Origin of the sequence: Halorubrum salsamenti (genome assembly GCF_007671685.1) — an archaeon.
Classification (GTDB): Archaea; Halobacteriota; Halobacteria; order Halobacteriales; family Haloferacaceae; genus Halorubrum; species Halorubrum salsamenti.
In genome coordinates this window covers 82,922-104,533 of sequence record NZ_VCNL01000006.1, presented here as the reverse complement: position 1 = coordinate 104,533, position 21,612 = coordinate 82,922, and the positions used below count along the sequence as shown (strand labels likewise).

The window sequence follows — 21,612 nt, the reverse complement described above, 5'->3', positions numbered from 1 at the left end:
GTATCGGATCGGCTTACTGCCGAACGACGTTGGACGCGCGCGGCCCCTTGGGCGAGGACTCGATGTCGAACTCGAGCTCCTGGCCCTCTTCGAGGTCCGGCCCTTCGACGTCTTCCATGTGGAAGAACACGTCGTCGTCAGCGTCGTCAGTCTCAATAAATCCGTAGCCGCCAGTGTCGTTGAAGAAATCAACCTTTCCGGTCGCCATTGCATCCTCACGGACGTCTCGTCAGGAGATAAGGATTGCGAGTGTACAGTTACCACGGGTGTCGGCGAACATACGTCTCGATCTATCCGGTTGTCGAGACAATCGGTGACCGTACACGCGGACTCGGTGCGTAACTCCGACTGATCCGGCGATTCAGCGTCAAAAAAGCTCCAGAGCCGCGATTGGACCGCATCGGGATACATCTGCGGCCGTTGGCGCTCCCGAGCGATCGCCCCGACGCTTATGCCCGACCGCGCCGAACCGCACCGCCGTGTTCCGACCCCTCCGCGAGAACGGTCCGGCGCTGCTCGTGCCCGCGGCCTGGCTCGTCGCCGCCGCGACGGTGCTCGGCGTCGTCTCGCCGCGCGCGCTGTTCGTCGCGCACGTCGTCATGAGCGCCCTGATCGTCGCGTTCGTCGCCGCCTCGTGGCGCGACATGTCGAGCGGTGTGCTCCTCACGTGGAAGCTCGTGATCCTCGCGGGCACGCCCGTCACGCTCGCGGGGGTCGCAGGGTTCCTCGCGCTCGGTGACTCCCTCGGTGTCCTGCCGGACGCGTTGCTTGCGGTCTCGCTGTACGGCTGGGCGCTCCTCCCGGCGGCCGGGTTCGCACGCACTCGGGACTGCGTTGCGGCGGGCGCGCGGATCTACGACCTCGGCGCCGTCTGCTGTGTCGCCGGGGCGGTCGGCGTCGCGCTGGCGCCCTCGGCGACGTGGACCGCGGTCGCGCTCGCGGTCGTCGGCGCCGGGCAGACGGCCGGCATCTTCGACGCGACGCTCCGGTACTGAGCGCTCTCGACCGAGCCCGTGTGCTGTGCGATCACCCCACAGTATCTCCCGTTGCGGCTCGTACTCCCCCGCATGATCGATCTCGGACTCCTCTACGCCGCGATCACGGGCGCGCTCTTGCTCGTCGCGTTGGGGCTCGGCGTCCGCGTTCTCTGGGGCATCGTCGGCGACGCGCGCGAGATCCGCCACAAGCGTCGGTCCGGGGAACTGGAGCCGTACGCGGAGGACGAGGAGTACGATCGGGTGCTCCGCGATCCGGACGAGGTCGGAGGGGACGGTGAAGCCTCGACGACGTGTCCGCAGTGCGGGGCCGAAAACGACGGCGCGTTCGACTACTGTCGCCGCTGCGCGTCGCCGCTCCGTCCCGGTGGCTGACCGTCGTCGACCGAATCGGGCCGCGTGTACCACCACGCCCACAGCAGCAACACGCCCTGCAACGGGAGCCGCGCCCACGCCGCCGCGCGGGCGACCCCCGAGAGGCGGTCGGGAGCGAACTCGGCCGCCACGTCGTCGGTCGCCATGTAGACGTTCGCGGGGAAGACGGCGCCGAGTAGCGCCATGATCCCCCACGCCGACCCGCGTCGCGTCCGATCGCACGCGACCCCGAGCCCCAACCCGATCTCCGCGATCCCGGAGAGGTAGACGAGGACGCGGGCCTTCGGGAGCCCGGGCGGGACGACCCGCGCGAACGCTTTCGGCGCGAGGAAGTGCGCGATCCCCGCGATGACGTACGCCGCGCTCATCGCGTAGCGAAGCGGGCGCTTCCGGCTGACGAGCGGTCCGTCGTCGGGATCGTCGAGGGCGCGTCCGTCGTCGCTCACCCGCGTGGATAGCGACGGACGGCTAATGAGCGTTCCTCCCGATTGGGACGGGGCGGCTCGACGTTCAGCTGCGCCTCGTGAAGCAGATCAGCAGGAAAATGCCGCCTCCCCGATTTGAACGGGGGACAGCTCGATCTTCAGTCGAGTGCTCTCCCAATCTGAGCTAAGGCGGCTCGCACTCGGACCAACGTCGATTCGAGACAAAAGGATTTCGAAAGGCCGCGGCCGGATCGGCGAGTCGCGTCGCCGTCGTCGACGACCGCGCGCCGATATCGATCGGGTCCGGTCCGCCCCCGTGCGAGACGGTCATCCCGGCGCAATTCGTTTCTCTACTTCAAAGCACCGGCCGTTTCGATCGCTTACTTGAAAACACCGTCCGTTGATCCGATAAAATCCGATCAAGTCGCCTGAAATCAGTTCAATTCAGCGCCACGGTTTCCGGTTTTTACTACCCTTCCCGGCCAACGCCCAGATGCGATGACCCGACACACTCGACGTTCGGTCGTGAAGCTCGCAGGCGCATCGGTCGCGGCCGCCGCGGTCCCCGGCGTCGTGTCGGCGGACGAGGAGTCGGCCTCCGACTGGACCGCCGCGAAGACCCCGGTCGACGGGACTCTCCACGACGTCCGGTACACCGCAACGAACCCGCACGCGGTCGGCGCGGGCGGCGTGCTGATCGAGCGGACGGCGGCCGGCTGGGAGACCGTGTTCCGCGGCGGCGTCTCCGGTAACGGAAACGGCCTCTACGGGGCCGCGGTCACCGACGACGGCGAGCGGCTCTGGATGGTCGGCAACAGCGGCGCCGTCGGCGAGTACGACGTGGCGACCGGGAACCTGGCCGACCGATCGAAGCCGACGGGGGCCTCCAACCAGTTCAACTCCGTCGCGGTCACCGGCCCCGCGGGCGACGCGGACGTGTACGTGGTCGACGACTCTGGGCTGGTCTACTACAGCTTCGAGAACGGCGAGGAGGGCACGTGGAACTACCTCACGCCGGGGTCCGGCTCCGGTATCCCCGCCGTCGACTTCTACGGCGCCCGCGCGGGAACGCTGATCGACACGAACGGGAAGGTGTTCGGCACCGACGACGGCACCACGTGGGAGCCGTTCGGCATCGAGGACGCCGACACGACCTTCGCCGGACTCGACGCCGACGCCCCCGACGACGCGACCGTGGTCGGCGGCAGCGGCTCGCTCTACGTCTACGACGGCGTCGAGTGGCGGTCGGACCGTATCGCCGAGGCCGGCCTGAAAGACGTGATCACCGGCGACGCCGGCGGAGTCGCGGTCGGCGGGAGCGGCACCGTCGCCGAGCGCGAGGACGGCGTCTGGAGCGTCGTCGACACGCCCTCCGGCCAGAACCTCCGCGCCGTCGCGGCGTTCGACGGCGACCGCGACTACGCCGTCGGCGCGAGCGGGACGGTGCTGGAGCGGTAACGAGAAACAGCGAAAACGGGACCGCCCGGATTCGAACCTCGGTCGCTCCACTCCGTTTCGCTCCCTGCTTCGGATCCTCTCCGCTGCTGCTGCTCGCGGTATCGCTCGCAGCAGCAGGATGGGACCGCCCGGATTCGAACCGGGGTCACGGGCACCCAAGGCCCGGAGTATACCACTAACCCACGGTCCCGCACCCATACGTACCCGCATGGGCCGGTAAAGCGTTTCGTTGCGCGGCGGATTCTCACTCCTCGTCGTCGCGCAGTTCGAGGTCGGCGACGATCTGGTAGGGGTCGGTCCCCGTCCGGATCGCATCGAGCATGAAGAACGCCTCGTCGGGCGCGAGGAAGTGCCGCGTGATCCCGCGACCGAGCGGCGTCGGCTCGAAGCCGTCGATGAACTCCCACTCCAGTAGCTTGCCGATCGCGTGTTTCGTCGGCACGTCGCCGATCATGCGGTCGTTGAGCCGCTTGGCCTTCTTGCCCGCGACGACGACGTTCGCCAGCGTCTCCTCGACGGCGGCGGTCTCGTCGTAGTGGGTCGCCACGTCCTCCATCTCGCCTTTGAGGAGGGTGAACGCCACTTCGTCTTCGGTGCGGTCCATGGAGTTGTGGTAGACGCCGTCGGGCTCGACGAGGAGGTAGACGCGGCCACGATCGTGGTAGTCCGGTCGGCCGGCCCGGCCGAGCATCTGGGAGAACTCCTGAACGGAGAGCCACTCGATCCCCATCGCCAGCGAGTCGAATATCACCTGCGAGGCGGGGAAGTCGACGCCGGCGGCCAGCGCCGCGGTGGTGACGACCGCCGAGAGGTCCTGATTGCCGAACTGGCGCTCGACCTTCTTCCGGCGCTTGTAGTCGAGCCCGGCGTGGTACGGCGCGGAGTCGTACCGGAGCTTCCGGCTGATCTCGTGGCAGCGCCGCCGGGAGTTCGTGAAGATGATCGTCTGCCCCCGGTACCCCTTCGACGACTTCGTGTCGAACTCGCGTTTCACGAGCTTGTCCGCGATGTCGGCCTTCTCGCGGCTGTCCGCGAAGGTGACGTGGCGCTCGATGGGGACGGGGCGCTCCTCGAACTCGATCAGCGTCGCCCGGAGCCTCTCGGCGAGCCACTCGGGGTTGCCGACGGTCGCGGAGAGGTAGACGAACTGGGTTCCGTCGTACCCCGAATGCGTCTCCATCCGGTTCTCGCTGTAGTACTTCAGCCGCGAGATGAGTCCGTCGAGCCGGTGACCGCGCTCGCCCTCCTTCAGCGTGTGGACCTCGTCGATGACGACGGTGCCGACGTCGCCCAGGTCCTTCCCGGTCCGGAGCGCGTGGTCGATCCCCTCGTAGGTGCCGACGATCACGTCGGCGTTCGGGTCGAAGCGGTTGCCGTCGTCGTTCACCCGCGAGGAGCCGACCCGGATCGAGACGTTCAGCAGGTCGCCGTAGCGGTCCTCGAAGTCCTCGTGCTTCTGGTTGGCGAGCGCGACGAGCGGGACCAGAAAGAGGAGCTTCCCGTCGCCTTTCAGCGCTCGGTCGATCCCCGTCAGTTCGCCGACGAGGGTCTTCCCGGTCGCGGTCGCGCTCACGACGAGCTGATCGTCGCCGTCGAGCAGGCCGTTCCGCACGGCGAGGCTCTGGACCGGCAGCAGCTCCTCGAAGCGCCCTTGGAGGTGCGCGGAGAGATCCGGGTGCAGGTCCAGGTCCTCGGTCCGGACCGGCGAGATGTCGTCGACGTTGGCGGACACCTCGTCGTACTTCGTGAGGTCGGGGTCGAGTCCGCCCTGCAGGAGGTTGACGATCCGGTCTAAGTCCCCCGACTCGTAGAGGAGCTCTTCGAGGCGCTCCTCGGCGGCGCCCGTGAACTCGCCTTTGTACGACAGCTCCCGTTCCAGCTCCCGGCGGGCGCAGTCCCGGCAGATAAGCTCGCCGTTGTGCTCGATCGCGCCCTCGCTCGTGATTGGGCCGTACCGACCGTCGCTCGCGCAGCGTCGGCAAGTCCGGACCGCCGTCGCCTCCAGCTGGTAGCCGTCGAGCATCTCCTTCAGCCGCTTCCGGTTCTCGGGAGATGTCTGCTCGGAGATCCGGATCCGACCGGCCGCGCGGGCGAGGTCGACGAACTCGTCGGGCTGACGCGGGTGGTCCTCGCCGTCGCGGATCACCCGGAACTTGCCCGGCCGCGGGCCCGCGGAGGTCTCCTTGAGTTCGAGCCGCCCGCGGAGCACCCGGTTACCGTCCCGGTTCGCGACGACGGTGTAGTCGCTCCGCGCCTCGTGGAGGAACAGCGTCTCGACCTCGGCCAGCTGCTGTGACACTGCCGTTCGGTACGCGAGCGAGGTATTTCAGGTGTTCGGCTCGGGGATCGGCGCCGGCGTCGTGCGCGCCGTGCCCAGAGCTACGCGAAGCGATCGCACGGAAAAGGGGGCCGCCTCGAACGACGGGAATCGTCGGCGGTCGCTACGAGACGAGCAGCTCTTCGCCGCGGTCGACCGTGATCCGGCACGGCGGGGAGAGCTTGTTGTACGCGCGGCGGAACGCCTCCTTCACGACGGACGCCTGCTCGACGTCGCAGTACGCCGTGAAGACGATGTCGTCCTTGTTGAGCCGCGCCGCGGTCCCGACCGGCTTGCCGAACGCCTGCCGCATCCCGTCGGAGACGCGGTCCGCGCCGGCGCCGGTCGCCTGCTTGTTCTCCCGAATGACCTGATGGGGGAACTTGCGGAGGGTCATCTTGTAGTTCCCCTCGCCGAGCTCCTTGATGAGGTGGCGGTTCGCCGAGAGCCGGGAGCTCTCGAGCGAGCCGTGTCGGATCTGGAGCTCCTCCTCGACGCGGAGGCTGATCTGGACGGGGTAGTCGTCCGGCTCCGCGGAGAGGTCGCCCATGTTGTGCTGCGCGATCTTCGAGCCGGGAATGCCCGTGATGTATTCGCGGCGGGTGTACGACGGCTTGTCGATCGTCCGATACATAGAGGCGGGTTTGTCAGACATGGCTACTTGTCCGATGTAGCCCGCGCTGCGGCGATAAAGCCTTCGATACCACGCCGCCGTCGTCGGCTCGTCGGAGGGTAGCGACGGTTCTCCGACGGATCGCGATGGGTGTTGGCACGCCACTGGGCCACGTCACTCGACCGCGTCACGCCGCCCGATCACTCCGGCGTCGGGTCGAGCGCGACGTGGCGGAACCCGCGCTCCGCGAGTCGCTCGGCGGCCCGATCGGTAACCGAAGGAGCGACGAGCATTCCGCGGACGACGGGGTCATCGTCGCCGCGGTCGACGTCGGACTCGTCGTCGCCTCTTTCCTCGATCCCCAGCTCCTCCCGAAGCGCCCGCACGTACCGGGCGAGCTGCCCGACGGCGTCCGGGCCGACCCGTCGGCGTTTCAGCTCGACGACGACCGGGTTGCCGTCGGCGTCGACGCCGAACACGTCCATCGGCCCGGCGCTGGAGGGGCGCTCGGTCTCGCGGGGTTCGAACCCCGGCTCGACGAGTTCCGGGCGCTCCAAGATCCGGGTCCGGAGGTCCTCCTCGCTCCCGTGGAGCGTGAGGTCGCGCCCGCCCGTGACGGCCATCGCGGAGAGGTGGTGGACGCGCTCGAAGCGGACCGTCAGCGTCTCGTCGGGGTTCGTTCGCGTGGAACGCACGCGAAGCCGCCCCTCGCGGACCGCGGCGCGGTGTTCGGAGCCCGGCGGCTGCCAGTTGACCGGCTGGCGCCCCTCGTCGGTGTGGACCAGGGCGGCGCCGTCGGGCTTCAACACGAGCAGGCGGTCGCCGGCGCCGAGGTCGGACGCGGCGCGGCCCTCGTAGCTGACCGTGCAGCGGCCGAAGACGCTGATCAGATCGCCGCGCTCGAAGGCGTCCTCCAGCTCCCAGAGGGCCTCGCGGTGGCTCGGGTCGTGGACGCTCGTGACTGTCACTGATACGTGTAGGGGGTTGTCGCTCAAAAAGGGCGTGAGGGCGAGGTCGGTGTATGTGGATGTGTATCCACCGCCGTTGTTGATGGTGGTTGGCTGTACGAGATCGCCCTCTCTGCCGATTATTTATAAATCGCTCCTGCCGACGGCTCGGTGAACCCCTCCAAAGCCCAGCCGGCGAGGCGGGCGCACGCTCGCTGCGGTCCTCAGTCGCTCGCTCACTTCGTTCGCTCCCTCCTTGCGGTCCTTGGTGTCGCCTGCGCCCGCCTCGCCGACTGCCCCTTTGAGTCCCACCCGACCGCACCGTGACCGCACCTCACGCCTCCCCAGCCTCGTCGGCCGGCGCTTATAAGCGCCGGCCGACTCCCTCGCGCGTGCGACTCGCGCCCTGCGGGCGCTCGTCGGCACGCGCCGACCGCACTTCTGCTTATAAACGACTCTGACCGCTTACGTCCCGTGCTCCCAGCTGTCCATGTACTCGCGCTGCTCGTCGCTGAGCGCGTCGTACTCGACGCCCTCGGCGGCGAGCTTGATGTCCGCGACCTCGCGGTCGAGCTCGTCGGGCACGTCGTGGACGCCGGGCTCGTAGCGCTCGCCGTTCTCGGCGAGTTCGCGGACGACGACCGCCTGCACGCCGAAGCTCTGGTCCATCACTTCGACCGGGTGGCCCAGCGAGATGGGCGCGGCGAGGTTGACGAGCCGGCCCTCGGCGATCACGTTCAGGACGCGACCGTCGGCCATCTCGAACCCCTCGACGCCGTCGCGGACCTCGTAGCGGTCCACGGCGAGGTCGTCGAGGTGATCGAGGTTCACCTCCACGTCGAAGTGGCCGGCGTTCGCGAGGAGGACGCCGTCCCCCATCTCCTCGAAGTGCTCGCGGGTGATCACGTCGCGGTTGCCCGTCGTCGTGATGAACACGTCGCCCTTCTTCGCGGCCTCCCGCATCGGCATGACCTCGTACCCCTCCATGTGGGCTTCCAAGGCTTTCCGCGGGTCGACCTCGCAGACGATGACGTTCGCGTTCTGGCCGGACGCCTTCTTGGCGACGCCCTTCCCGCACTGGCCGTACCCGCCGACGACGACGTTCTTACCGGCCCACGAGAGGTTCGTCGTCATCGCGATGGTCGCGAGCGACGACTCGCCCGTCCCGTGGACGTTGTCGAACAGCTGTTTCATCGGCGTGTCGTTCACGGCGAAGACGGGGTAGTGGAGCTCGCCGTCGGCGTCCATCGCGCGCAGGCGGTCGACGCCGGTGGTCGTCTCCTCGGCGCCGCCGACGATGGAGTCGATCAGGTCGGGGTACTCCTCGTGGACGAGCTTCACCATGTCCATCCCGTCGTCGACGGTGATGGTGGGCTCGTGGGCGATGCAGGCGTGCATCGCGTCGTAGTACTCCTCGTCGTCGACGCCCCGGACCGCGTAGGAGGTGATCGACTCGTGGGTGTCGAGCGCGGCCGACACGTCGTTGTGCGTCGAGAGCGGGTTACACCCGGTGATCGCGACCTCGGCGCCGCCGTCGGCGAGCAGCTCGACGAGATTCGCCGTCTTCGCCTCGACGTGCATCGCCATCGCGATCGTCTCGCCGGCGAGCGGCTGCTCGTCGACGAACTCCTCGCGGAGGGCGTTGAGAATCGGCATGTGCTGGAGCGCCCAGTCCATCTTCCGGCGCCCCTCCTCGCGGGCCGTCTCGAGGTCCGAGAGGTGCTGTGACACCGGCGGATACGAAGTCTCGCTCATGCCTCTCGGTTCGCTCACGGCGCACTAAACCCTGCCGACACCGAGCGAGTCCGGAAAAAGAACCGTCAGCGATTCGGAACCGAACCGGCGCGCGACGCGCCGTCAGTTCTGCGGGCCGTTGCCCTGTCCGTTGCCGTTACCCGGCCCGTTCCCGGCGTCGCCGTCGTCTTCGTCGTCTTCCGCGTCAGCGTCGTCCCCATCGCTCTCGTCTTCTTCGTCGCTCTCGTCTTCTTCGTCGCTCTCGTCGGTGTCGTCGGCGTCGTCTTCCTCGGTGTCGTCGGCGTCGTCTTCCTCGGTGTCGTCGGCGTCGTCACCGTCCGGACCGGCGTCGCTCGGCGGTCCCCGGTTGTCGTCGTCGCTCTCGTTCGCGTCGTCGCCGTCGTCACCGTTCGGGCCGGCGTGGGCCGGCGGCCCCTGCTCGCTGCCGTTTCCGTTCCCGTTGCCCTGACCGGCGTGGTCGGGCGCGTTACCGGGGCCGTCGCTCGCGTTGCCCGCGTCGCTTCCGTTACCCGCGTCGTCCGGACCGCCGGGGCCGCCCGCGTGGTCAGGGGCGTTCCCCGGGTTGTTCTCCGTCACGAAGTCCGAGACTGCGGCGCCGATGCCGCCCTCGCGGTCCTCCAGGCGGTCGACGAAGTCCTGCACGAGCTGGCCGAAGGGCTGGTCCTCGCCGCCCTCGACGCCCAGCTCGACCGTCGTCGAGACGGAGTCGTTCCCGTACTCGGCCGTCACGTCGACTGTGACCTCTTCCTCGGCGGCCGGCAGCGTCACCGTGCCGTTCGCGTCGGTCTCGTAGCTGCCCTCGCCGGCGTAGGTGGCGTTCTGGTCGTCAGCCGCGGTGACGTTCACAGAGGCGTTCTCCGCGGCCTCGCCGTCGTCGGTGACCGTGACGACGGGCTCACCGTCGGCGTTCTCGACCTCGAGCGCGAGTCCTTCGGGGGCCTCGAGCTCGACCGTCTCCGTGACGGAGTCGTTCTCGTACTCGGCGGTCACCTCGATCGTCACGTCCTCTGCGGCGGCGGGGAGGGTGACGGTGCCGTTCTCGTCGGTCTCGTAGTCGCCCGCGCCGACGTAGGTGGCGTTCTGGCTGTCGGCCGCGGTGACGTTCACCGAGGCGTTCTCGACCGCGGTGTCGTTGTCCGTCACCGTCACGACCGGTTCGCCGTCGGCGTTCCCGACGTCGAGTTCGAGGCCGTCAGGGGCCTCGAGGTCGGCCGTCGTCGAGGCGGTCTCGTTCCCGGAGGCGGCCGTGACTTCGACCGTCACGTCCTCCTCGGGGGCTTCGAGGTCGACGGTACCGTTCGCGTCCGTCTCGTAGTCGCCCGCGCCGACGTAGGTGTCGTTCTCGCCGGCGGCGGTGACGGTCACCGAGGCGTTCTCGACCGCGGTGTCGTTCTCGGTCACCGTGACCGTCGATGTCCCGTCCGCGTCTTTGTCGACGGCCACGCCGAGGTCGCCCTCGGCGGCCGCGACGCCGGTCATCGCGCCGAGCGCGACGACCGCGATCAACAGCAGGCCAATCGTGCGTTCTCTCATGTGCGTCCGGTCCGTGACGCCGTTATCCCATAAAAAGTGAACTCCGTTAAGCCGGTTTAAACCGGATTGTATTCGGGTTTACGGCGCTGTCTCGACGGATCGGCGATTTAGCGAGATCGGACGGTTAATCGCTCCTGATCGACGTCGATTCGGGCTTAGATAGGGCCGGTCCGCGGCTCGGACGCGCCTCGATCATCGATCGAGTGTCGGTGGCGAATCAGGGCGGGAGTGAGTGTTGCAGATCGGTGGCGGTGATGACGTATTTAAACGACTGTGAGCGACAGCGACAATCGCTTATAAATGGGTCTGCGGTGGCGCGCGCCCGTGAGCGGCCGACAGGCCGCGAACGGCGCCGCGCGAGGGAGTCGGCCGGCACTTATAAGTGCCGGCCGACGAGGCTGGGGAGGCGTGAGGCTGCGGTTGCGGTGCGGGAGGACTCAAAGGGGCAGTCGCGAGGGTGAAGCACGCCGCAGTAAGCACCGCAGCGAGGGAGCGCTAGCGACTGAGCGAGGAGCACAACAAGGCGCGCGAGCCCTCGCGGCTGGGGCTTTGGAGATCCTCACCGCAAAGCCGTCGATCGCTTATAAACAGCCGACAGCAACACCGCGATCCGACTTATAAACGACCAATCAACCGCACCGATATACCTACTCCCGCTATCGAGCAGCCAAGACCCGAAATTACTGTTCGCCGACCCGATCGACGAGGTCGCTCGCGGCCGCCGCCGCCCGCTCTTGAACCGCGTCGGCGTCGAGCGTCAGTACCTTGCGGTCACACATTAGGACCTCGCCGTCGCAGACGGTGTGGCGCACGTCGCTCCCGCGCGCCGCGTACGCGAGGTGCGAGACGGGGTCGTGGACCGGCGTGAGGTGCGGGGCGTCGAGGTCGACGACCGCGAGGTCGGCGGCCGCACCCGGCTCGATCCGACCGCCGGGGAGGTCGAGGGCGTCGGCCCCGCCGGCGGTCGCCATCTCCACGACCGCCGCGGCGGGCACCGCGCTCGCGTCGTCCGCGGCGAGCTTCCCGAGCATCGCGGCGTCGCGCATCTCGTCGAACACGTCCAGATCGTTGTTCGAGGCCGCCCCGTCCGTGCCGAGCGCGACCGTGACGCCCGCCTCGCGGAGGCGCTGGATCGGGGCCATCCCGCTGGCGAGCTTCATGTTCGAGGCCGGGCAGTGGACGATCGCGGTCCCCGCCTCGGCGAGCCGATCGATCTCCGAGCCGTCGAGGTGGACGCCGTGCGCGAAGAAGTCGTCCGGGCCGAGCGCGTCGAGGTCGTCCGCGTACGCGATCGGTCGCTCCCCGCGCTCGCCGACGATCGGGTCGACCTCGTCCGTCGTCTCGTTCGCGTGGAGGTGGACCGGGACGTCCGCCTCGCGCGCCGCAGCGACGCCCTCGCGGAGGAATTCCTCTCCGACCGTCGTCAGCGAATGCGGCATGAACGCGGTCCGGATCCGACCGTCCGCGGCGCCGTCGAGCTCCGTCGCGACCGCCAGACTCTCCTCGACGTCGGCGCGGGCGTCCGCGTCGTCCTTTCCGACTGTGACCACGCCGTGACCGAGGCGGGCTCGCAGTCCAGCGCGATCGACCACGTCCGCGACGCGGTCCATCGCGAAGTACATGTCCGCGAACGCGGTCGTCCCCGACCGGATCATCTCTAGGACGCCGAGCTCGGCGCCCGCCTCGATGTCGTCCGGCGTGAGTTCGGCCTCGGCGGGCCAGATATCTTCGCGCAGCCACGGGTCGAGCGGCTTGTCGTCGGCGTATCCCCGGAGAAGCGTCATCGCGACGTGCGTGTGGGCGTTGACGAGTCCCGGGATCACGAGCCCGCCGTCGGCGTCGAGGGTCTCGTCGGCTGTTTCGCCGCTTTCAGCCCTCTCTCCGCTCTCTACGGCCTCGTCACCCACCGCGACGATCGTTCCGGCGTCGCGATCGATCGTCACGTCCGACTCGGTCACGCGGCCGTCAGCGCGGAGTACCCGTCCGCCCGTCACGCGAAGCGTGTTCATGCCTCCCGGTTCCGCCCGGCGGACCTAACGCCTTCCGTTCGGCGGTGGCGCGGGCGGGTAGCGCGGTCACCCTCGTCGACTCCGCCGCCGAACGTTCTTTCCCCGCTGCTCCCGGAGTTCCTCTATGGCAACTGACGCCCAGCAGGCGTGTTTCGAGGCCGGGATCAAGTTCGGCTCGCTGTACCACCAGTTCGCGGGAACGCCGATCAGCCCGTCGAGCACGCGCAGCTTGGAGGCGGCGATGACGGAGGCGATCGAGAACCAGCCGTTCTGCGAGTCGGTGAGCGTGGAGATACACGACGACCGCGTCGCGGACGCGATCGACCACGAGAACGGCTACACGGAGCTGACCGGCTCGCTGATGGACGTCGAGATGCGGATCGCCTACGAGGGCGTCGCGGTCCGCACGCGGATGGCGATGCAAGACGGCTACCCGCTGATGGAGCTGGTCTCAGTCGACGACGATGCGAGCGGTGAGACGGACGAGGCGGATGAAGACGCGCGAAACGGGTGACAGCGAGACGGACGGGTCCGTCAAGCGTGACGCGATCAACTGAGCGTTCACCCCACCCGAGTTCTCCGATAGACTATAAGGATCTTTGAGGAAGACTTTAGTATAACCTAACAAAACCGGTGTTATATGCCCGATCCAACAAATGGAGAGGCAGTTGAGAGCACGAAGCGACGACGGCTACTCGGCCTCCTCGGCGGCGGGGCGGCGGTAAGCCTCGCCGGCTGTTCCGATCAGGAGCCCTCCGACGGTAGCGACGGTAACGACACCGACGGCGAAGACGGTAGCGATGGAATGGACGGCGAAGACGGCGAAGACGAGCCCCAGCGCACCAACGCCGACAAGGCGCAGGCTGCATGGGAGAGCGCCGTCGACAACCCCCTTCCGGAGGACGAAGAGCTCCGTCAGGAGGCGTACATCGAGATGGAGGAGGCGGCCCGCGACGACGCCGTGCTCATCCCGCTGTATCACGGCCTCACCGAGCTGTTCTGGTACGACTACGTCGACGTGCCGCTGACCGGTGCGCTCGGCAAACACTGGCAGCAGCTCAACACGACGACCGTCGAGGGACAGAGCGAGCTCAACCTGATCAACAGCACCTTCGACGAGCTGGACCCGATCATGTCCACCGACACGGCGTCGTCGATCGTCATCACGCAGCTCTACGAGAACCTGACGGCGTTCCCCAACGGCGTCCCGGAGATCGAAAACCAGCTCTTGGAGGAGTACGAGGTCTCCGAGGACGGCACCACGTGGACGTTCACGCTCCGCGACGACGTCCAGTTCCACGACGGGACCGAGATGACGGCCCAGGACGTGAAGTACTCCTGGCGCCGCACCGTCGAGTCGGAGAACTCCGAGCGCGCGGGCTTCACCCTCAACCAGCCCGTCGGCCTCGGTATCGACGCCGAGACGGACGACGAGGGTAACGTCGTCCCCGACTCGCTGGCCGTCGAAGTCGTCGACGACCAGACCATCGAGATCCAGCTCGTCGGTCCGAACCCCGACGTGCTCGACGTCATCGCGTACTCCAGCTTCTCCGTGATTCCGGAGGGATACGTCGGCGACATCGAGGGGTACGACGGCGAGGTCACCCACCAGGAGTTCTCGACCGAGGTCGCCAACGGCACCGGGCCGTTCGAGCTCGGCGAGTTCAACGTCGACGAGGACGTCACGGTCGTCCGCAATGACGACTACTACGGCGAGGTCGCGAGCGTCGACGCCGTCAACTGGGAGATCATCGAGGACTCTCAGGCGGCGTGGACCTACGCCCTCGAACAGAACGCCGATCGGTTCGAGATGCCGACGTTCGCGTACGAGGCGGACGCCATCGACGCCGAGTCCGACGACCGCGGCCGACAGGTCGGGACGTACGGCCCGGCGGGCGAGCTGAACGAGGAGGTCAACTACCTCGGGATCTCCGAGATCAGCACCTACTACTTCGGGTTCAACGTCTCGAACACGCAGCAGGCGGCCCGCCAGGCGATCGCGTACGTGATGAACAAAGAGCAGATCATCCAAGAGGTGTTCGCGGGCCGCGGCACGGCGGCGTACAGCTTCCTCCCGCCGGCGATCTGGCCCACCGGGAACGACGGCTACAACAGCTTCCTCGACGAGTACCCGTACAGCCTCGGCGAGAGCGACATCGAGGGCGCCCAGTCGGTCCTCCAAGAGGCCGGCATCACGCCCGACGACCCGGTCGAGATGACGCTCACCACCTACGAGGCCGAGGTGTTCCAGACGGCCGGTGAGCTCATTCGCGACCTGATCTCCGGGACCGGCGTCAACCTGTCGCTGGAGACGTCGCAGTTCTCCGTCCTGCAGAGCCGCGGTGAGGACGGCGACCTCCAGATGTACAGCCTCGGGTGGATCTGGAGCTGGCCCGCCGTTCCGTACGGGATGTTCCAGCTCGAACCGCTCAACACCGACACGTCGACGATGCCCACCGAGACCAACGGGTTCTACCTCGACTGGCAGACCGAACTCAACGAAGAGGCCGAGTAGACGCCCTCGACCCCCCGTTATCGATGGATTTAGTTACTGCACGAGTCACCCTCCAATATTGAGCCGATCCATGCCCACCACGACCCCAAGAGACCGTAAGGTACCATGAGCCGCTGGGAGTACTTCGTCAAGCGGCTACTGCTCACCGTCCCGGTGTTGTTCTCCGTGTTGACCTTCCTGTTCATCATGCTCCGCGCGGGACCGATCGATCCGGTAGCCGCACGGCTCGGCCCCCAAGCGGGCGCAGCGGACAGGGCACAGCTCCGGGAACGGTTAGGGCTCAACGACCCGCTGTGGGAACAGTACGTCGACTTCATCACCGACTTCCTCACGTTCAACTTCGGCCAGTCGTGGGTGGTTCAGGCCGAGCGGGACATCCTCGACATCGCTGTCGGTGCCGCGCCGGCGACGCTCTGGCTCGGGTTCTGGGCGATCCTGCTGCCGCTTTTCATCGGGATTCCCCTCGGCTTCTACGCCGGGCTCAACCCCAACACGCTCGGTGACTACACGGCCTCCCTCGGCGGCATCATCTGGCAGGCGCTGCCGAACTTCTGGCTGTGCGTGATCGCGCTGGCGGTGCTCCGCCGTACCCGCAACGATGGCGGTCTCTTCGGATTCGACTGGTACACCCTCGGCCCGGACTTCGCGGCCCGAGACATCAGCATCACCGGGACGCCGAGGCTCGAGTGGATCTCGACCACTGACGTTCTCATGCTCCCGGTGCCGTACATCAACGACTGGACGGCGCTGGCGATCGACATCAAGCTCATCCTGCCGCCGGCGATCATCCTCGGCTCGGCGTCGATGGCGGCGGAGCTGCGGATCGGGCGGACGGCGATGCTGGAGACGGTCAACTCGAAGTTCGTCGAGACCGCGAAGGCGAAGGGGCTCTCCAGCCGGGTGATCGTCTGGAAGCATATCTTCCGGAACGCCCTGATTCCGCTGCTGCCGGTCATCACGAGCGAGGCGTTCCTCCTCATCGGCGGCTCCGTGATCGTCGAACAGATCTTCAACATCAACGGGCTCGGGCGGATATTCTTCCAGGCGCTCACGCAGGGTGACCTGCCGATGGCCGGGGCCTTGCTGTTCCTCTTCACGGTGATCATCTTGGGACTCAACATCCTCCAGGACTTCCTGTACACCGTTATCGATCCCCGCGTGGGGTACGACCAATGAGCACGAGACAGAGCGATTCCACGGACGGATTCGAGGAACCGGACGACGACAAGCTGTTCCGAGACCGCGTCCGGGAGAACCCGCGACCGGCGATGGTGTGGACCGCCGGGATCGCGCTCCTGCTCCTGCTCGAAATCGGTCGCGTGTTCGCCGCGGTCGGCCAGCTGTTCGGGATCGTCGGGTTCACCGTCGACCTCCTCGCGAGCGTCCCGGCTTCCGTCGGCGGCAACGTGGTGGGCACGCTCGGATCTGCGGCCGGGTTCGTCGCGACCGCCATCACGGCCACCCTGATGGCGTTCGCCGTCACGATCCCCGTCTCTCCGAGCGTGCCCGACGCCGCCGTCGACGTCCTCGGGCTCGACCTCTCGCGGCGGGGCCACCGCTGGGCGAAGCGCGCCGAGCTGACGTTCGTCCTCGTCGCTGTCGCCGGGCTCATCGCGTACACGCCGTTCGGCGGCGCGTTCTCCGCGCTCATCGGCGCGATCACGGGCGGCGTCGACGCGCTCGCTTCGTCGCTCCCCGCGATCACCAGCCGGGACCTGATCCCGAACGCGGGACACCGGCTGCCGGAAGGCGGCTGGGAGGGGACGTTCCTCGGCCTCTCGCCGGCGGTCGCGTGGACGATCCGGACCGGTCTCGTGTTCGCGTACGCTGTCGCGTTCCTCGTCTGGCTGTGGCGCGGCTTCAACGTCTACCGGACGCACTACCGTCTCGCCGATTGGACACCGAGAGACGACACGGTCCGGCGGTTCCGGAACAACTACTGGGGGCTGTTCGGCTTCGCGATCGTCTTCCTGTTCGTCGTGTTGGCGCTGTGGGCGCCGGCGGTGAGCCCGGTCGAGGCCCAGCACAACATCTACGAGCCGAACGCCCACGAGTTCGAGTACCTCTCCGAGGACGGCGAGGTCACCTCGACCACGCACGTGTTCGCGAACCTCCAGAGCCGCTCCGACGGTCAGAACACGATCGGACCGATGAGCTACGACGACTACGGGAGGTGGGCACCGTTGGGGACGACGAACAGAGGTCAAGACATGATGACGCACCTCTCGTACGGCGCCCGGACCTCGCTCGTCATCGGAGTGACGGCGATCGGACTCGGGGGGCTCATCGCGGTCGTCCTCTCGCTCCTGTCGTCGTATTACAAGGGCATAACCGACATCGTGACGGTGATGGCGAGCGACACCGTCCAGGCCGTTCCGGCGTTGCTCCTCATCATGCTCGTCTCCGTCGTCTTCCAAGAGGCGGACCACCCGATCGCGCAACCACTCGACGGCGGGCTGTTGTTGGCGCTGATCTTCGCGTTCGCCTACTGGCCGGGGATGTGGCGAGCGATACGTGGCCCCTCGCTGCAGGTGTCCGAACAGGAGTGGGTCGACGCCGCGAAGAGCTACGGCCAGACGCCCTTCCAGACGATGCGCAAACACATGGCACCCTACATCGCCGGCTACATCCTGATCTACGGATCGCTTCTGATCGGCGGCGTGATCATCTCGACCGCCGCGCTGACCTTCCTCGGACTCGGCATCAACCCGCCGACCCCCGAGTGGGGACGGCTTATCGACGGCGGGCAGTCGTACGTCTCGACCGATTCCTGGCACGTCGCGACCATTCCCGGGATCGCGATCGTCTTAGTCGTCATCGCGTTCAACGCGCTCGGTGACGCGATCCGCGACGCGATCGATCCGGAGGCGGACGTGGACGAGAGCGAGGCGGCCGCCACCGGAGGTGGTGCGTGATGGCCGCCGAGGAGGAGTCCGTGTCCGCGGTCGCGGCGACCGACGCGGCTCGGAACGACGACCCGCTCATCGACGTCCGGAACCTCCAGACCGCCTTCTTCACCGACAAGGAGACGATCCGCGCCGTCGACGGGATCGACTTCCAGATCGACTCCGGCCAGACGGTCGGTATCGTCGGCGAGAGCGGGAGCGGAAAGAGCGTCACGGCCCGTTCGCTGATGGGGCTGATCGAGTCGCCCGGACGCGTGCTCCGCGGGAGCAGCGTCCGCTACCGCGACCTCGACGCGGTCCGCGAGTTCGCCCGGACGTTCTCGAAGCGGACCGTCGCCGTCGAGGAGATCGACGCGAGGTACGACCCCGCCGAGGTGTTCGGAGAGACCGACGCCACCCCGACGGAGTTCGGCTACACCGACCCCGCCGACGTGCCGGTGGTCGACGTGGCCGCGGCCGGCTACACCGACGAGGTCGGGATCACGGACGGCGACGAGTGCGTCTTCGTCCTCGACGGCGACGCCGGCTCTCCCGAGTCGATCCGCGACGGGTTCATCGAGATCACCCGCCTCTCCGGCGAGGCCCAGCGCAAGATGCGCGGCGGCCGGATCGCGATGGTGTTCCAGGACCCGCTGACCAGCCTCAACCCGGTCTACACGGTCGGCAACCAGATCGTGGAGGCGCTGGAACTCCACCGGGGGCTCTCCGGGAAGGAGGCCACGCAGGAGGCCGCGGAGCTGCTCGAGGCGGTCGGCATCCCGGACGCCCGCCGCCGGGTCAACGAGTACCCGCACCAGTTCTCCGGCGGGATGCGTCAGCGCGCCGTCATCGCGATGGCGCTCGCGTGCGAGCCCGACATGCTGATCTGCGACGAGCCGACCACCGCGCTCGACGTGACGATCCAGGCGCAGATCCTGGACCTGATCGCGGAGATTCAGGAGACGCGTGACGTGGCGGTGATGTTCATCACCCACGACATGGGCGTGATCGCCGACGTCTCCGACCGGGTCAACGTGATGTACGCCGGCGAGATCGTCGAGTCGGCCGACGTGAAGCCGCTGTTCGCGGACCCGAAACACCCGTACACCAACGGGCTCCTCGACTCGATCCCGGGCGGGCAGGTCGGCGACAAGCTGTCGACGATCGACGGCAGCGTCCCGACGCCGAACGAGCCGGCGACGTACTGCCGGTTCGCGCCGCGGTGCCCGAAGGCGTTCGACGAGTGCGAGTCGGTCCACCCGGTCCCGACGCCGGTCGACGAGGAGACCGACGACCACACGGCCGCGTGTCTGCTGTATCCCGACGACGTTCCGACCGAGGAGGCCGTCGCGCGTCATCGGGCGCGGGACAGACGAGGTGATCGAGAATGAGCCAGACCACAGCTCCGACGACGCCCGACGACGAGGCGGAGACCGCGCCCGACACGATGGTGAAGGTGCGGGACCTGAAGACGTACTACGACAGCGGCGGCCTGTTCGACTCTCGGCCCGTCAAGGCGGTCGACGGCGTTAGCTTCGACATCCAGCGGGGCGAGACGCTCGGGCTCGTCGGCGAGTCCGGCTGCGGGAAGACCACCCTCGGTCGGACGCTCATCCAGCTCGAAGAGGCGACCGCCGGCGAGGTCCTGTTCGACGGCACCGACATCACGTCGCTGCGCGGCGATCAGCTCTACGAGTGGCGCCAGAACGCGCAGATGGTGTTCCAGGACCCCGACTCCAGCCTGAACGACCGGATGACGATCGGCGAGATCATCCGGGAGCCGCTCGACGTTCACGACTGGAAGACGCCGGCCGACCGCCGGAAGCGCGTCAAGTCCCTGCTGGACGAGGTCGGACTCTCGCCCGAGCACTACTACCGGTACCCGCACCAGTTCTCGGGCGGGCAGCGCCAGCGGATCGGCATCGCGCGGACGCTCGCGTTGAACCCCGAGTTCATCGTGCTCGACGAGCCGGTGAGCGCGCTCGACGTCTCGGTGCAGGCCGAGATCATCAACCTCCTCGAGGACCTCCAAGACGAGTTCGACCTGACGTACCTGTTCATCGCCCACGACCTCTCGGTCGTCCGGCACATCTGCGACCGGGTCGCGGTGATGTACCTCGGCAACATCATGGAGATCGGTCCGACCGAGGAGCTGTTCACCGATCCCGCGAACCCGTACACCCACGCGCTCCTCTCGGCGATTCCGAAGCCGGATCCCACCGCGAGCCGCGACCGGATCACGCTCCACGGGACGCCGCCGAACCCGCGGTACCCGCCGACGGGCTGTCCGTTCAGCACGCGGTGTCCGGTCCGCATCCGCCCCGACGAGCACGAGGAGCTGGACGACGACGTCTGGGAATCGATCAACTCGTTCCGCGAGATCCTCCGAGAGCGGATGCGTGCGGACCGGTCGATCCGGGAACGGATCCGCGAACGCCTCGGGATGGAGACGCGGTTCGCGACGATCGACGAGACGTACGACGAGCTGTTCGGCGACCTCTCGATCCCCGGCGAGGTCGAACGGGTCCTCAGATCCGTCGCTGACGCGGCCCGTACGCACGACGAGAGCGAGGCGATAGATCGACTCAACGCCGAGTTCGGGAGCGTCTGTGACGGCGTCGACCCGGACGGCGGCGCCGACCCCATCGAACCCGCCTACTACGAGGTGAGCGATAGTGGCCGCCTGAGCTACTGTCACCGCCACGACGACGAGCATCGGGAGACGGCGACCGTGATCGACGACCGCAGCTGACCATGGGCGTCCCCCGGCCGCTCTCGGTTCGCGCCCGTGCGTGGATCGACGCGTTCGCGTACGCGCTTGCGGTGGCTGGCGCCGTGACGCTCAGTGCGCTGGCGCTCGGCCTCGCGACCGGCGGGGGGTTCGTCCGGGGGAAGATCCTGGCGTTCGTCGCCGGCTGGCTCCTCGTCGGCTACGCCACGGTGCGGCTGTGGCCCACCTCCGTCGACGACCTCGACGGGCCGTCGGTGAGCGCGCGCGGGACACGTCTCGAAGGGTTCGTTCGGCGACTCCCGCCGCTCCGGTGGATCCGGCTCCCGGCGCCGCCGGAGCGGGTCCGCGTCGCCGGCAAGGTGTTCCTCGCCGGCGTCGTGACGCTCGCGGGGTCGCTGCTGATGGAGACCGCGTTCGGCGTCGCCTGAACGGGCTCGAAAAGAGTTATCTCCCTCCCGTGACCAGTCGCACACAGCAATGGACCCCGAGGAGGAGGCCTTCGTCCGTCACCGAGAGCGGTTCGGCGAGGAGCACATCACCGCGTGGGAGCAGACGCTCGAAGAGACCGACATGCTCGCCGAGGACCGCCGCGAGGACGGGTGGGAGACGACCGTCGTAATGGTCCCTCACACCGACACGGTCAGTAAGGACATGAAGGACCACGACCGGTTCGGGCTGATGCACGTGGTCCCGAACAACTACGCCGACGCGTTCGTCGAGGCGTACGACGAGGAGGCGTACACCGAGTACCTCGTGTACGGGGACGCCATCGACGGGGTGATGTACGTCGCCATCGAGCTCATCGACCCGGACGAGAAGCGGTCGATCTTCGTCCCGTGTAAGTACGACATGACGATGGCGGAGGGGATGACGCAGTCCGCCATCGACGAGGGCGCGCTGTACAGCCACTTCAAGACCATCTCCGGGGAGACCCTCGGCCGCTTCCGGTACGAGGAGTTCCAGCCCCTCGTCGCGCCCCCGAACAAGGACAGCGCCACGAGCACGGCTACCGTCGGCGACGTGACCGACAACGGCGACGCCTGACGCGGTCCCC

19 protein-coding genes and 2 tRNA genes are annotated in these 21,612 nt (G+C 67.8%); 11 read left to right on the top strand and 10 right to left on the bottom strand.

Going from position 1 to position 21,612, the window contains the following annotated elements; genetic code table 11:
• Positions 1-13: 13 nt before the first annotated feature.
• Positions 14-208: a cold-shock protein gene (locus FGL94_RS15370; protein ID WP_004048101.1), complete on the bottom strand. Its 195-nt coding sequence runs from the start codon at positions 206-208 to the stop codon at positions 14-16.
• A 271-nt stretch (positions 209-479) separates the two neighbouring features.
• Between FGL94_RS15370 and FGL94_RS15365 the strand changes: the two genes are divergently transcribed.
• Positions 480-995: a hypothetical protein gene (locus FGL94_RS15365; protein ID WP_144927273.1), complete on the top strand. Its 516-nt coding sequence runs from the start codon at positions 480-482 to the stop codon at positions 993-995.
• Positions 996-1,067: 72 nt separating this feature from the next.
• Positions 1,068-1,370, top strand: coding sequence for a zinc ribbon domain-containing protein (locus tag FGL94_RS15360; RefSeq protein WP_144927270.1), 303 nt, complete (start codon positions 1,068-1,070; stop codon positions 1,368-1,370).
• Here the strand turns inward: FGL94_RS15360 and FGL94_RS15355 are convergent.
• Both FGL94_RS15355 and FGL94_RS15350 read right to left on the bottom strand, forming a co-directional pair.
• A complete protein-coding gene (locus tag FGL94_RS15355; protein WP_144927267.1) occupies positions 1,328-1,816 on the bottom strand; it encodes a DoxX family protein in 489 nt (162 codons plus the stop codon). The two genes, FGL94_RS15360 and FGL94_RS15355, sit on opposite strands and share 43 nt — an antisense overlap.
• A 99-nt stretch (positions 1,817-1,915) precedes the next feature.
• Positions 1,916-1,989: transfer RNA gene (locus FGL94_RS15350), tRNA-Phe, on the bottom strand.
• Positions 1,990-2,293: 304 nt separating this feature from the next.
• On the opposite strand from FGL94_RS15350, the gene FGL94_RS15345 reads away from it, so the two are divergent.
• Positions 2,294-3,253 carry a beta propeller repeat protein gene (locus FGL94_RS15345; protein WP_144927264.1) on the top strand — a complete coding sequence of 320 codons (960 nt, stop codon included), beginning with the start codon at positions 2,294-2,296 and terminating at the stop codon, positions 3,251-3,253.
• Positions 3,254-3,372: 119 nt separating this feature from the next.
• On the opposite strand, the gene FGL94_RS15340 is transcribed toward FGL94_RS15345, so the two are convergent.
• The 7 genes from FGL94_RS15340 to FGL94_RS15310 form a co-directional block, all read right to left on the bottom strand.
• Positions 3,373-3,443: transfer RNA gene (locus FGL94_RS15340), tRNA-Pro, on the bottom strand.
• Between the two features lie 54 nt (positions 3,444-3,497).
• Positions 3,498-5,552, bottom strand: a complete 2,055-nt coding sequence (locus FGL94_RS15335) for a DEAD/DEAH box helicase (RefSeq protein ID WP_144927261.1) — start codon at positions 5,550-5,552, stop codon at positions 3,498-3,500.
• 142 nt (positions 5,553-5,694) lie between these two features.
• Positions 5,695-6,225, bottom strand: coding sequence for a 50S ribosomal protein L16 (locus FGL94_RS15330; protein ID WP_012659307.1), 531 nt, complete (start codon positions 6,223-6,225; stop codon positions 5,695-5,697).
• Positions 6,226-6,383: 158 nt separating this feature from the next.
• Positions 6,384-7,151 (bottom strand): endonuclease NucS, encoded by a 768-nt coding sequence (gene nucS, locus FGL94_RS15325; RefSeq protein ID WP_144927258.1) that lies wholly within the window; start codon positions 7,149-7,151, stop codon positions 6,384-6,386.
• Between the two features lie 444 nt (positions 7,152-7,595).
• Positions 7,596-8,885: an adenosylhomocysteinase gene (locus FGL94_RS15320; RefSeq protein ID WP_144927255.1), complete on the bottom strand. Its 1,290-nt coding sequence runs from the start codon at positions 8,883-8,885 to the stop codon at positions 7,596-7,598.
• 102 nt (positions 8,886-8,987) lie between these two features.
• Positions 8,988-10,418: a DNA primase gene (locus tag FGL94_RS15315; protein WP_144927251.1), complete on the bottom strand. Its 1,431-nt coding sequence runs from the start codon at positions 10,416-10,418 to the stop codon at positions 8,988-8,990.
• A 680-nt stretch (positions 10,419-11,098) separates the two neighbouring features.
• Entirely contained in the window at positions 11,099-12,427 is a 1,329-nt protein-coding gene (locus tag FGL94_RS15310; protein WP_144927248.1) for an amidohydrolase, read from the bottom strand.
• A gap of 124 nt (positions 12,428-12,551) precedes the next feature.
• Between FGL94_RS15310 and FGL94_RS15305 the strand changes: the two genes are divergently transcribed.
• The 8 genes from FGL94_RS15305 (at position 12,552) to FGL94_RS15270 (ending at position 21,602) form a co-directional block, all read left to right on the top strand.
• Complete coding sequence (locus tag FGL94_RS15305; RefSeq protein WP_144927245.1) at positions 12,552-12,941, top strand: dihydroneopterin aldolase family protein; 390 nt, start codon at positions 12,552-12,554, stop codon at positions 12,939-12,941.
• Between the two features lie 126 nt (positions 12,942-13,067).
• Positions 13,068-14,942, top strand: coding sequence for an ABC transporter substrate-binding protein (locus FGL94_RS15300; protein WP_144927242.1), 1,875 nt, complete (start codon positions 13,068-13,070; stop codon positions 14,940-14,942).
• Between the two features lie 105 nt (positions 14,943-15,047).
• On the top strand, positions 15,048-16,118 hold the full coding sequence (locus FGL94_RS15295) for an ABC transporter permease (protein ID WP_144927238.1): 1,071 nt from the start codon (positions 15,048-15,050) through the stop codon (positions 16,116-16,118).
• Positions 16,115-17,857: an ABC transporter permease gene (locus FGL94_RS15290; protein ID WP_144927234.1), complete on the top strand. Its 1,743-nt coding sequence runs from the start codon at positions 16,115-16,117 to the stop codon at positions 17,855-17,857. Before FGL94_RS15295 ends, FGL94_RS15290 begins: the two co-directional genes overlap by 4 nt.
• A complete protein-coding gene (locus FGL94_RS15285) occupies positions 17,857-19,218 on the top strand; it encodes an ABC transporter ATP-binding protein (RefSeq protein ID WP_144927231.1) in 1,362 nt (453 codons plus the stop codon). Before FGL94_RS15290 ends, FGL94_RS15285 begins: the two co-directional genes overlap by 1 nt.
• Entirely contained in the window at positions 19,215-20,579 is a 1,365-nt protein-coding gene (locus FGL94_RS15280; RefSeq protein ID WP_144927228.1) for an ABC transporter ATP-binding protein, read from the top strand. Before FGL94_RS15285 ends, FGL94_RS15280 begins: the two co-directional genes overlap by 4 nt.
• Before the next feature lie 2 nt (positions 20,580-20,581).
• Positions 20,582-20,986, top strand: coding sequence for a DUF7555 family protein (locus FGL94_RS15275; RefSeq protein WP_144927225.1), 405 nt, complete (start codon positions 20,582-20,584; stop codon positions 20,984-20,986).
• Positions 20,987-21,035: 49 nt separating this feature from the next.
• Entirely contained in the window at positions 21,036-21,602 is a 567-nt protein-coding gene (locus FGL94_RS15270; RefSeq protein ID WP_144927222.1) for a DUF7529 family protein, read from the top strand.
• The last annotated feature ends 10 nt before the right edge of the window (positions 21,603-21,612 follow it).

What these genes read in the sequence shown, in the direction of transcription:
- FGL94_RS15370 (WP_004048101.1), bottom strand. Translation starts at nt 208, where the DNA reads ATGGCGACCGGAAAGGTTGATTTCTTCAACGACACTGGCGGCTACGGA.
- FGL94_RS15360 (WP_144927270.1), top strand. Translation starts at nt 1,068, where the DNA reads ATGATCGATCTCGGACTCCTCTACGCCGCGATCACGGGCGCGCTCTTG.
- FGL94_RS15345 (WP_144927264.1), top strand. Translation starts at nt 2,294, where the DNA reads ATGACCCGACACACTCGACGTTCGGTCGTGAAGCTCGCAGGCGCATCG.
- FGL94_RS15330 (WP_012659307.1), bottom strand. Translation starts at nt 6,225, where the DNA reads ATGTCTGACAAACCCGCCTCTATGTATCGGACGATCGACAAGCCGTCG.
- FGL94_RS15320 (WP_144927255.1), bottom strand. Translation starts at nt 8,885, where the DNA reads ATGAGCGAGACTTCGTATCCGCCGGTGTCACAGCACCTCTCGGACCTC.
- FGL94_RS15315 (WP_144927251.1), bottom strand. Translation starts at nt 10,418, where the DNA reads ATGAGAGAACGCACGATTGGCCTGCTGTTGATCGCGGTCGTCGCGCTC.
- FGL94_RS15310 (WP_144927248.1), bottom strand. Translation starts at nt 12,427, where the DNA reads ATGAACACGCTTCGCGTGACGGGCGGACGGGTACTCCGCGCTGACGGC.
- FGL94_RS15305 (WP_144927245.1), top strand. Translation starts at nt 12,552, where the DNA reads ATGGCAACTGACGCCCAGCAGGCGTGTTTCGAGGCCGGGATCAAGTTC.
- FGL94_RS15300 (WP_144927242.1), top strand. Translation starts at nt 13,068, where the DNA reads ATGCCCGATCCAACAAATGGAGAGGCAGTTGAGAGCACGAAGCGACGA.
- FGL94_RS15295 (WP_144927238.1), top strand. Translation starts at nt 15,048, where the DNA reads ATGAGCCGCTGGGAGTACTTCGTCAAGCGGCTACTGCTCACCGTCCCG.
- FGL94_RS15290 (WP_144927234.1), top strand. Translation starts at nt 16,115, where the DNA reads ATGAGCACGAGACAGAGCGATTCCACGGACGGATTCGAGGAACCGGAC.
- FGL94_RS15285 (WP_144927231.1), top strand. Translation starts at nt 17,857, where the DNA reads ATGGCCGCCGAGGAGGAGTCCGTGTCCGCGGTCGCGGCGACCGACGCG.
- FGL94_RS15280 (WP_144927228.1), top strand. Translation starts at nt 19,215, where the DNA reads ATGAGCCAGACCACAGCTCCGACGACGCCCGACGACGAGGCGGAGACC.
- FGL94_RS15275 (WP_144927225.1), top strand. Translation starts at nt 20,582, where the DNA reads ATGGGCGTCCCCCGGCCGCTCTCGGTTCGCGCCCGTGCGTGGATCGAC.
- FGL94_RS15270 (WP_144927222.1), top strand. Translation starts at nt 21,036, where the DNA reads ATGGACCCCGAGGAGGAGGCCTTCGTCCGTCACCGAGAGCGGTTCGGC.